We start from the raw sequence: 10,360 nt of genomic DNA, 5'->3' as shown, positions 1-10,360 counted from the left end.
AGTCCGCAAATATGCCCATCTGGCGGAGCGCATCACACATCTGCTGATCCGTGAACGGGAACTGAACACCATCAGCCGCAATCAGGCAGACAAGCGTCATTTCGCTATGGAAGCACTGATTCACCACACTTCTGCCAACATGGATTATCTTAATGCATGTCTGAAAGAATGTGGCATCAATATTACCCAAAAATACCGGATCCTGCTGATGCGTGCAGCTGCTGAAAGTCCTTCCGACAATCTTTCTCTGCTGGAACAGAAAATCCATCAGTTTTTTGAAATGCTTTCTATAAAACTGTATACCTTTTACTATCCGAATGAATATACTGCTGTCGTTTTGCCGTCACAATTGGAACACAACGCATATATTCTGGAACGCTTTGCAAAGGATCATCAGACATCCCTGAAAATGACGATCGGAAAAATGACCTCTGTCTATCAATTGTGTGATTCCTATCAGACAGCTGTTACCGCCATGAAACATTTTACAGCTCAGACGGAGGGATATATTTTCTTTGATGATCTTGGCCTTGAGCTTATTTTCTCCGGGCTGAATCCACTGGAAAAAGCCGAATTTCTCACCAAGACTTTATCCACTCTGGATGAAAACGAACGTCATCTTCTCACTGCTTACTTTGAAAATGATATGTCCCTGTCCGGGACAAGCCGACAACTTTTTATACACAAAAATACACTGCAATATAAACTGAATCATATTTTCAGGAAATCCGGGCTGAATCCAAGAGCATTCAAGGATGCGGTAATGCTATATCTGGGATTGAACCTGGCCAAATAGTCCGATTCACTTTTTTATTATAACTTATCGTAACTGTTCAATATAAAATCTCCTCCAAAATAGTATTGACAAAAACTTTTTATGCTTTATAATGTTAAACAGATATTTTAAAGGCAATGACTGAAATAAGTAAGCCATAGTGGAACATCCAGAGAGCTGCCGGTTGGTGGAAGGCAGAGGGGAAGCTATCGCTGAATACCTTCACAAGCTGCGCACCGAACGATTCCAAGTAGGCTGCGACGGAATGCAACCGTTAGTATGCACAAGTATTGACAGATACTTGATGAGTACAGTTATGCGAATAGCTGTTCAATTAAGGTGGTACCGCGAGTTATTCCTCGTCCTTATACAGGACGGGGTTTTTTTATTTCATACAATTTTGAAAGGAGAACTTCTCATGACTTTATATGATGAACTGGTAGCCAGAGGCCTGATCGCCCAGGTTACAGATGAAGAAGAAATCAAGGAACTGATCAACAACGGAAAGGCAACTTTCTACATCGGTTTTGACCCGACCGCTGACAGTCTTCATGTCGGCCATTTCATGGCACTTTGCCTGATGAAACGTCTGCAGATGGCAGGCAACCGTCCAATCGCCTTAATCGGCGGCGGTACAGCTATGATCGGTGACCCATCCGGCCGTACAGATATGCGTCAGATGATGACACCTGAAACCATCCAGCACAATGTTGACTGTTTCAAGAAACAGATGTCCCGTTTCATTGACTTTTCAGACGGCAAAGCACTGATGGTCAACAATGCTGACTGGCTGATGAACTTAAACTACATCGAGCTGCTTCGTGACGTAGGCGCCCACTTCTCCGTTAACCGTATGCTGACAGCTGAATGCTACAAACAGCGTATGGAACGCGGATTAAGCTTCCTGGAATTTAACTACATGATCATGCAGAGCTACGATTTCTATGAGTTATTCCAAAGATACGGCTGTAATCTGCAGTTCGGCGGTGACGATCAGTGGTCCAACATGCTGGGAGGTACAGAACTGATTCGCCGTAAGCTCGGCAAGAATGCATCTGCTATGACAATTACGCTGCTTCTGAATTCAGAAGGCAAAAAGATGGGCAAGACTCAGTCCGGTGCTGTATGGCTTGACCCTAATAAGACATCTCCATTCGACTTCTATCAGTACTGGAGAAATGTCGGCGATGCAGATGTTCTGAAATGTCTGCGTATGCTGACTTTCCTGCCGCTTGAACAGATTGACGAGATGGATAAATGGGAAGGCAGCCAGTTAAATCAGGCTAAGGAAATCCTCGCTTTTGAACTGACTAAGCTTGTTCACGGTGAAGAAGAAGCCACAAAGGCTCAGGAAAGTGCCCGTGCACTGTTCTCAGCGGGAAGCGCTGCTGATATGCCAACCACAACACTGACAGAAGCTGATTTAAGAGACGGCAGCATCGATATCCTCGGTATCCTTGTAGCTGCAGGCCTCTGCCCGACACGTTCCGAAGCAAGACGTAATGTTCAGCAGGGCGGTGTTACCGTCAATGGTGAAAAAGTTACTGATTTTAAAGCAGCTTACACGCCGGAAGACATCATGAAAGAAGACTTTATCGTACGACGCGGCAAGAAAAAATACAGCAAGATTGTGTTTGAATAAAACAAAGGGGACGGCGCTCTAAATATTAAGATGTGTGCAATCCCGGTCTTTTAATTACAGAATCCCGCAGGATTAATTCATCCCAGGCACGTTTGCACTGCCAACGCCAGTAGCGGTACATAAGACAGTATAAAACACTGTCTAAGTACCGACAGGCGTTGAAGCACCTGGGACCGAATTAATCCTGCGGGATTCTATTTTTATTGCCTGATTGCACTCAATCCAAAATATATAAACGCCGTCCCGTTATTTTTTTCAAAATCAATCTTGCCATCAGCACAAAATATAAGCCCGAATCTTAACGGCATTCGATCTATTAACTGTCTTTATTGAGGCTTTCCAGGGCTTTCTGCAGTTTTTCTACGTTTCCGTCTGCAAAGCAGTAGCCTTTCATGCCGCAGGCTGCGGCGCCGTCGATGTTGAGCTGAAGGTCATCAATGAAGTAGCTTTCTTCCGGTTTAATGTTGAATTTTTCAAATAAACGCTCATAGATTTCTTTCTGCGGCTTTAACAGTTTTTCTTCTGCTGAGAAAAGGATGCCGTCGAAGCTGTCAACTTCCGGCAGCAGTTCCTGATAGCACATCGGCAGACGCAGGGAGGCATTGGAGCAGATATACAGTTTGAAACCACGCGCTTTCAGGTCCTGGATGACTGGAATCATTGCTTTGATGGGCTTCATATTATAGAGATGCCAATCCCGCATACACAGTCTTGCCGCTTCATGAAGCCGCTTCGGCAGACGGGCACACATCTGGTCAACAGCCTGTTCTTCCGGAATCATGCCCATGTCCAGATAAACCCATTCCGGTGACTGAAAAATTGCCGTAAATACGCGTTTCCTGTCCTTTTTATCCTTTATGTAATGTTTACATACCTTGCGGCCATCATAAGCCACAAGAACATTCCCCATATCAAAAACAATATTCTTTATCATCTATTCTATTTCCTTTCAAGATTCAATGATCCATGTATCCCACTTATCGGTAGATCACCACATGATCCCCTTCCAGAATCTCTGTCTGCCCATTTGGGATGATATTTTCATTATCCCGGCGCACCAGTACGATCAGCGTTCCGTGAGGAAGCATCAGCTCCGCAATGGTTTTATTGCACCAGCGATGCTTTGGGGTAATCTCCTGCTCCTCAAGATGTTCCTGACCGCCGGACTCATAGGCCGGAACACTGAGAACAATGGTATCGCCTGCCAGTATCCTTGTATCACCACCGGGAATCAATGTTTCTCCATGACGTTTGATCATCACAGCCAATGAACCTGTAGGCATGCTGACATCTTTCACCAGACGATTCTCCCAGTTATGTCCCTCCGGGATTTCCATCTGCATCATGGTAATTTCTGATGCTTCCTTATAATCATTAAAAGTCATACGGACATCGCAGCTGTCATCCACCATCTTCAGCTTCTCTGCTACAAATGGCAGCAAAGTTCCCTGTATGGCAACGGATAAAAGAGCCACCATAAATACTGTATGAAACAATGTATCTGATGATGACGAACTTGCTGCGATCACCATAATAGCAAACACGATGGAAGCCGCACCTCGAAGCCCTGCCCAGGAGATCATCAGGCACTGCCTGCTGCTGCATTTAAAAGGCTTCATAATCAGAAATACCGTAACCGGACGGATGATCACCGTCAGTACGATGGCAATCGCCAGGGATACAAAGAAAATCTGCGGCAGCTTGTGCGGGAAGGACAAAAGCCCCAGCAAGAAGAACAGAACAATCTGAGCCAGACCGGTCATTCCGTCAAAAAACGGGATCAGCGTTTCTTTGCCTCTGATATTGCTGTTTCCCAGCAATATACCCATAAGATAAACCGTCAGAAATGCATTGCCGCCGATGGCCTCAGATAAACCGAAGGCAATCATCACCAGGGCGATCACAAGGATCATATCCATGCCTGCTGCCTGCATCGTTCCCTTTTTCAGTAAAAGAATGCCAAGGGAAGCAGCCGCTGCGCCGATAGCCAAACCGAACACCACCTGGGCAAAAATCATATAGGGCAGGGAACTGAGACTTCCGCCTGTTTTCATCATGATACCGATCATTGTCAAAAGATAAGCCACCGGGTCGTTACTGCCGCTCTCCATCTCAAGAATAGACGCCGTACCATCCTTTAAATTCAGTTTTTTCGTTCGCAATACTGAGAAGACGCTGGCTGCATCCGTTGATGATAACACAGCCCCCATCAGGAAGGCATCGACGAAATCAAACTTCAAAACCACCAAGCAGAATACCGCTGTCAGGCCGGCTGTCACAACAACACCAATAGTAGAAAGACAGATGGCTTTGACGGCCACTGGTCTTGCTGCGCTCCATTTCATATTGAAACCGCCGTAAAACATGATAAAACAGAGGGCGATAAGGCAGATATTCTGTGCCAATCCATAATCATCAAAGGCAATCCGAAGAATACCGTCACTGCCAAACAGCATCCCCACACCCATAAACAGAATCAACGCCGGCATGCCGACTTTTCCTGACAGCTTCTCGGCCATCAAACATAAAAATAAAACAATTGCAAATAAAATCAGGTTTTGAGCCATAGGCAGTTCCTCCTTCACAGACTTTCAAGGCCTGATGACCAACAACATCTTCAGGCCTGAATCATCAGCTACAAAATTATTCTACCATATTATGGATACCTTTGCCAGTTAGCAGAAGATTCCTTTGCCATAATAAATCCACTCTACTGATTTTTAAGACGATTTTCCCCCTCTTTACTTACAGATGAAATTTTTCTTTACAATACCAGTTCAGCAGATTGACACATTCATCACGCCCGATCCTGTCACTGTTTAAAGTCAGATCATAATTGATGGGATTTGTCCATTCATGCCCGCCTGTATAATATTTGTAGTAATCTGCCCGGTACTTATCAGTTTTAATAATCAGTCGATGGGCCTCTGGCTCCGAAACCCCCATTTTTTCCATAATCGACCGGACAAATGCCTCTAACATGACACGATACATTGTTCAGATCTCCTTTCCCTGCTGTTTTTCAACATTTGCTGCCCATAATCTTTTTACAACGCAAAAAAGCGACTATCCGGCCCCGATATCGCCATTGATAGTCGCTGATTTCTCTATATTTTTCTGTTATACTAAAAACATCACTATAACCAATAATAATAGCAAAATTCATTTGTCCCCACAGAAATATAGATTATCCGTTTTACATTTATTCTTCAGCATTCTGCATATTTTCGGCAAAAATGCCATATCCTTTAGTAGGCTCATTGACAAAGACATGGGTGACAGCCCCTACCAGCTTTCCATTCTGAATCACAGGGCTGCCGCCCACGAGTGATTGTCATTATGGACAACATTTTCTTGTGAAAAATGGCTTATGCTGCGACACAGCTTTGCACCGCATGCAAACTTACGACATCAAGCTGGCAAATTACCAGGTACGAGTCGCCATCTTCTTAAACTCGCCAACGGTAGAAACATGGCTATTCAGGCCGCCGTCAACAGTGACAACTTGTCCGGTGAAGAATGTGCTTTCATCGGAACCCAGATACAAGCACATATTGGCGATATCCTCAGGGCAGCCATAACGGGAAACCATGATGTTATTCAGGAAGATATCTTTCAAAACCTGAGGAACTTTTGCCTCATTGTCGGGCGTAACAATGAGACCGGGGCGCACGCAGTTGCAGCGGATATTGGCTTTGCCGTACTGCAGTGCCGTAGACTGAGTGAGCATATCCACACCGGCCTTTGCACAAGCATAGGCTGTGGAGCCCAGGTCGCCGCCGCAGGAAGCCATGGAGCCGATGTTGATGATAGAACCACCGTTATTCTGTTGCATATAGGGAATCACGCACTTGATCGCATAGAAGGTGCCACGCAGGTCGGAAGAAAATACAGCATCCCACATATCCAGAGTCAGCTCGTCCACACGGCCATCCTTCAAGCCAACATTGGCGGCATTATTAACCAAAATGTCGATCTTGCCATACTTTTCAGCGGTATCTTTGATCAGCGATTCGATGCTCTCCACCTGCATGATGTCCATGAAATGGTAAGAAGCTTCACCACCCTCAGCCTTGATGGCATCCACAACACTCTGTCCCTTGGCCTCACGGCGACCACAAACAACAACCGTAGCGCCTTCGGCTGCAAAAACCTTTGCGATACCGGTGCCGATACCACTGGTAGAGCCGGTAACAATAGCAACTTTGCCTTTTAATCTGTCCATAAGAAAACCTCCTGTATTATTTTCTGTCTAATGAATGTCTGCTGAATAGCCGTTCCCGCGGATTATTCACACACCGCATCGAAACAAAGCATAACAAGCCGGAATACCATGGCTTTCAAGGCTTTTTGCTTTTTCAGCATTTATATGATATCAAATTTTCGATATAAATGCAACTCCAGTGCCTGCAAATTATATGTTTGAAAGGATAGGACTACCAATCACGAGTGATTGGTATTAGGGTCAGCATTTCCTTTTATTGATTTATTATTGCGGTTTTACTGTATCACTGGCCACAAAAATATGCAACCGACTCGAAGCTTCCTTGTTTCTGCCGTTAGTTTCCTTTTGGCAGAGTCAAATATAAAAATCCTATTTATTAAAAATGACAGGGGCAAACTTCCCCTGTCAAATCTTTTATCCTGCCGCTTCCAGCATGTTTTCGATAAAGATCCCGTACCCTCTGGTCGGATCATTGACCAGAACGTGGGTCACGGCGCCCACCAGCTTGCCGTTCTGAATAATTGGACTGCCGCTCATCCCCTGCAGAATACCGTTTGTTTTTTCCAGCAACTGTTCATCTGTAATCTGCAGGACAAAATTTTTGTGATCTTTGTTGTTTTTGTCAATCTTCCGAATTTCGGCCGAATAACGATTTGTCTCACCGTTCATTGTACAGACAATTTGTACCGGACCTTCTGTCACTTCCTCCGGATCGGCCACAGGTACGGCTTTCTCCGGATCATAAGCCAGATAATCCCGATCCACCGTGCCGAAAATACCGCAGCTGCTGTTATCGTTTATCGTTCCAATGCGATTCTTTTTCTGATAGTCGATAGTGCCGACAATTTCTCCAGGTGTTCCCTGGGAACCCTTGACAATCGACAAAATATTAGACTGATAGACCATGCCATGACTGATATCCATGAGAATTCCGGTATCCACATCCGTAATGCCATGTCCCAATGCTGCAAAATTCTGATCCGCATCAATATATGTGATCGTACCAATTCCCTGCGTGTCATCCCGAAGCCATACGCCAATCTTATACCTATCTTCCGCTGTTTCCACCGGTTTCATGGTCAGCATGATCTTTTTTCCATCCCGAAGTACCTCAAAACTGAGCATTTTCCCTTTACAGGATTGGATCAGACTCATCGCCTGACTGGTATTTCGAAGGGTCGTGCCGTTTATACTTAATATATAATCCCCCTCCCGAAACACCGTCTTTGCCGGCTCCAGCACATCATCCTCCAGGTTTGTCACCTTTCCCGTTCCCAGAACCATCACACCCTTCGTGTGAATATAAAGCCCCACCGGCATTCCCACCGGCATCACATACCGCAGCCTGGCTACATTCGCCGACACCTTCGTCAGCTTCTGATCCACTTCATTTTTTCTCGTCTGATAACAATTCATCACAAACCCAAACAAAACAACCAGATTAATCACCAATGCTGCCGTCAGCCATACACGATACTTTCTCATTCGTTCCACATCACCACACACCTTTCTATAAAAACTATGAGAAACACGCTCCGCGAGTTTCTCAAGTTATCGCGGCAGTCGCCAAGGTCTCGTGCAATCACGGACTTTGGCTCGTTGCTCGCGTAAATAAAAAACAGGGACATAATCTCTCGACCGTTCCCTGTTAGTATGTGATGAACAATTTCAATTTAATCTATTTTTTCGACTGCGCCAGATTTTTCATTTCCCGGGCATTCTGCATAACAGCATCCGTAATTTCCACACCGCCCAGCAAACGTGCAATTTCACCAACAGAAGCATCATCAGATAAATGATAAATCTCTGTGATGGTACGCTGCTCCATGGCAGATTTTTCAATAACATAATGATCATCCGCCATAGCCGCAATCTGCGGCAGATGGGTAATGCAGATCACCTGGTGCTTTCTGGCAATAACGGCCATCTTCTCAGAAACCTTCTGTGCCGTACGTCCGCTGATGCCGGTATCAATCTCATCGAAAATCAATGTCTCAATGGCATCCGCATCGGCCAGAACAGATTTGACCGCCAGCATAATTCGCGATAATTCACCGCCGCTGGCTACTTTACCCAGAGGTTTCACTGTTTCTCCCGGATTCGTGGAAATCATAAATTCTATGCTGTCCTGACCATTCTCTGTATAATGGCCCAGGGGTTCACAATGAATCTCAAACCGGACATCCAGAAAATTCAGATCAATCAGTGCTGCTTTAATTCTTTCCTGAAGCACAGCTGCATTGGCTCTTCGAATAGTCGTCAGCTTGTCAGACAAATCTTTAAGTTCTTTCTCTGCCTGATCCAACTTCATCCGAAGGCCGGACAGATAGTTCTCGTAATCATCCAGCTTCTCCAGTTCTTCCTGACACTCTGCCTGGTGAGCAAGAATCTCAGCAATGCTGCTGCCGTATTTGGTCTTCAGACGCTGGATCAGATTCAACCGGTCCTCTGTCTCATGATAAACAGATTCATCAAAAGTGAGGCCGGATTCATAATCTGCCAGTTCCCTGTTAAAGTCGTTCAAAAGGCCGTCGATATCTGTCAGCATGCTGATCAGACCGCCAATGGCCTCATCGTATTTCTCAACGGAAGACAGTTCTCTCAGTGCTCTTCCCACCAGGTCTCCCGCTGAGGAAGCGCCTTCATAACCGGTCATGCCGTGGGCCGCCGCCACACTCTCCATCATCTGCCGAGCATGGCTCATCTTGCGAAAAGCCTTATCCAGCTGCTCTTCTTCACCATCCTGCAGATTCGCATTTTCTATTTCTTCAATCTGATACTGCAAAAAAGAAATCTCACTGAGACGTTTTCCCTCATCGGTAATCGCCCCATCCATCTCTTTCTTCAATATCATATATTCCCTGTAACTGTCTTTTAATGCATCTTTGACGGATGCCATTTCTTCCCTGGAAAATTGATCCAAAATAGCCAGGTGCTTATCCTTATGTAAAAGAGACTGATGTTCATGCTGCCCGTGAATATCAATCAAAAGTGCCGCCGCCTGCCTGAGAACAGGCAGTGATACCAGTTCTCCATTAATTCTTGCCACACTCCGGCTGCCGGTAATCCTCCTGGAGATGACCACCTCATCCCCATCCACCGGTATTTCCATTTTCTCGAGCTCTGCAAGAATCTGAGGACTGTTCACTTTAAAATTCAATTCTACAAGGGCATATTCCGCGTCCTTCCTGATCACATCTCTGGAGACCTTACCGCCGAGGGCTGTACTGATGGAACCGATAATGATCGACTTACCGGCGCCTGTCTCACCTGTAAGAATATTCAGATGACCTCCGAAATCAACATCCGCCTCATCAATGAGCGCCATGTTTTTTACATGTATATTCTGAAGCATTTCCTACCTCTGCCTTTTATTGATTGACTACTTTATTGATCCTATTTAACAACATCTCAACATCCGCACCGGAATGAAGGGCACACATCACGGTATCATCACCGGCAATACATCCCGCAAAGCCCGGAAGCTCCATAGCATCCAGTGCCGTTGCTACAGCCATGGCCATACCGGTAGCTGTTTTTACAACCACCAGGTTGGAAGCCTCCATACTGGAAATATAGCCTTCTTTCAGGACTTTGCTCAGTTTGTCGTTCAATCCACGCTCTTTGACAGACATAATCGCATATTTCTGCTTGCCGTCATGGCTGTTGACCTTTGATAAACGCAATTCACGGATATCTCTTGAAATTGTAGCCTGAG

General features: G+C 45.4%; 9 protein-coding genes, 1 pseudogene and 1 other annotated feature. Of the genes and pseudogenes, 2 read left to right on the top strand and 8 right to left on the bottom strand.

What is annotated here, in order from left to right:
• Positions 1-796, top strand: a 796-nt coding sequence (locus tag WMO25_RS09225; protein WP_349085091.1) for a PucR family transcriptional regulator, incomplete at its 5' end; no start/stop codon positions are given.
• 107 nt (positions 797-903) lie between these two features.
• Positions 904-1,145 (top strand) — a binding site (T-box leader).
• A 48-nt stretch (positions 1,146-1,193) separates the two neighbouring features.
• Complete coding sequence (gene tyrS / locus WMO25_RS09220) at positions 1,194-2,417, top strand: tyrosine--tRNA ligase (RefSeq protein WP_178439936.1); 1,224 nt, start codon at positions 1,194-1,196, stop codon at positions 2,415-2,417.
• A 316-nt stretch (positions 2,418-2,733) separates the two neighbouring features.
• Here the strand turns inward: tyrS and WMO25_RS09215 are convergent, their stop codons facing one another.
• From WMO25_RS09215 to WMO25_RS09180, 8 genes and pseudogenes are all read right to left on the bottom strand, one after another.
• Complete coding sequence (locus tag WMO25_RS09215; RefSeq protein WP_117541616.1) at positions 2,734-3,351, bottom strand: HAD family hydrolase; 618 nt, start codon at positions 3,349-3,351, stop codon at positions 2,734-2,736.
• Between the two features lie 43 nt (positions 3,352-3,394).
• On the bottom strand, positions 3,395-4,984 hold the full coding sequence (locus WMO25_RS09210; protein ID WP_349085090.1) for a potassium/proton antiporter: 1,590 nt from the start codon (positions 4,982-4,984) through the stop codon (positions 3,395-3,397).
• Positions 4,985-5,162: 178 nt separating this feature from the next.
• Positions 5,163-5,411, bottom strand: coding sequence for a cytidylate kinase-like family protein (locus WMO25_RS09205; RefSeq protein ID WP_349085089.1), 249 nt, complete (start codon positions 5,409-5,411; stop codon positions 5,163-5,165).
• 208 nt (positions 5,412-5,619) lie between these two features.
• A pseudogene (locus tag WMO25_RS09200) lies at positions 5,620-5,742 on the bottom strand (SpoIVB peptidase S55 domain-containing protein); the annotation flags it as partial.
• Positions 5,743-5,841: 99 nt separating this feature from the next.
• Positions 5,842-6,642, bottom strand: coding sequence for an SDR family NAD(P)-dependent oxidoreductase (locus tag WMO25_RS09195; protein ID WP_349085088.1), 801 nt, complete (start codon positions 6,640-6,642; stop codon positions 5,842-5,844).
• A 414-nt stretch (positions 6,643-7,056) separates the two neighbouring features.
• The gene (gene spoIVB, locus WMO25_RS09190; protein ID WP_349085092.1) at positions 7,057-8,127 is read right to left on the bottom strand and encodes a SpoIVB peptidase; all 1,071 of its coding nucleotides are present in this window, start codon (positions 8,125-8,127) and stop codon (positions 7,057-7,059) included.
• A 193-nt stretch (positions 8,128-8,320) separates the two neighbouring features.
• Entirely contained in the window at positions 8,321-9,997 is a 1,677-nt protein-coding gene (gene recN, locus WMO25_RS09185) for a DNA repair protein RecN (RefSeq protein WP_250798305.1), read from the bottom strand.
• Between the two features lie 16 nt (positions 9,998-10,013).
• On the bottom strand, positions 10,014-10,360 hold a 347-nt coding region (locus tag WMO25_RS09180), incomplete at its 5' end, for an arginine repressor (RefSeq protein ID WP_349085087.1).

The organism is Coprococcus intestinihominis (assembly GCF_040096555.1).
GTDB lineage: Bacteria > Bacillota > Clostridia > Lachnospirales > Lachnospiraceae > Coprococcus_A > Coprococcus_A intestinihominis.
This window is presented reverse-complemented; position numbering and strand designations above follow the sequence as displayed.

What these genes read in the sequence shown, in the direction of transcription:
- tyrS (WP_178439936.1), top strand. Translation starts at nt 1,194, where the DNA reads ATGACTTTATATGATGAACTGGTAGCCAGAGGCCTGATCGCCCAGGTT.
- WMO25_RS09195 (WP_349085088.1), bottom strand. Translation starts at nt 6,642, where the DNA reads ATGGACAGATTAAAAGGCAAAGTTGCTATTGTTACCGGCTCTACCAGT.
- spoIVB (WP_349085092.1), bottom strand. Translation starts at nt 8,127, where the DNA reads ATGAGAAAGTATCGTGTATGGCTGACGGCAGCATTGGTGATTAATCTG.
- WMO25_RS09210 (WP_349085090.1), bottom strand. Translation starts at nt 4,984, where the DNA reads ATGGCTCAAAACCTGATTTTATTTGCAATTGTTTTATTTTTATGTTTG.
- recN (WP_250798305.1), bottom strand. Translation starts at nt 9,997, where the DNA reads ATGCTTCAGAATATACATGTAAAAAACATGGCGCTCATTGATGAGGCG.
- WMO25_RS09205 (WP_349085089.1), bottom strand. Translation starts at nt 5,411, where the DNA reads ATGTATCGTGTCATGTTAGAGGCATTTGTCCGGTCGATTATGGAAAAA.
- WMO25_RS09215 (WP_117541616.1), bottom strand. Translation starts at nt 3,351, where the DNA reads ATGATAAAGAATATTGTTTTTGATATGGGGAATGTTCTTGTGGCTTAT.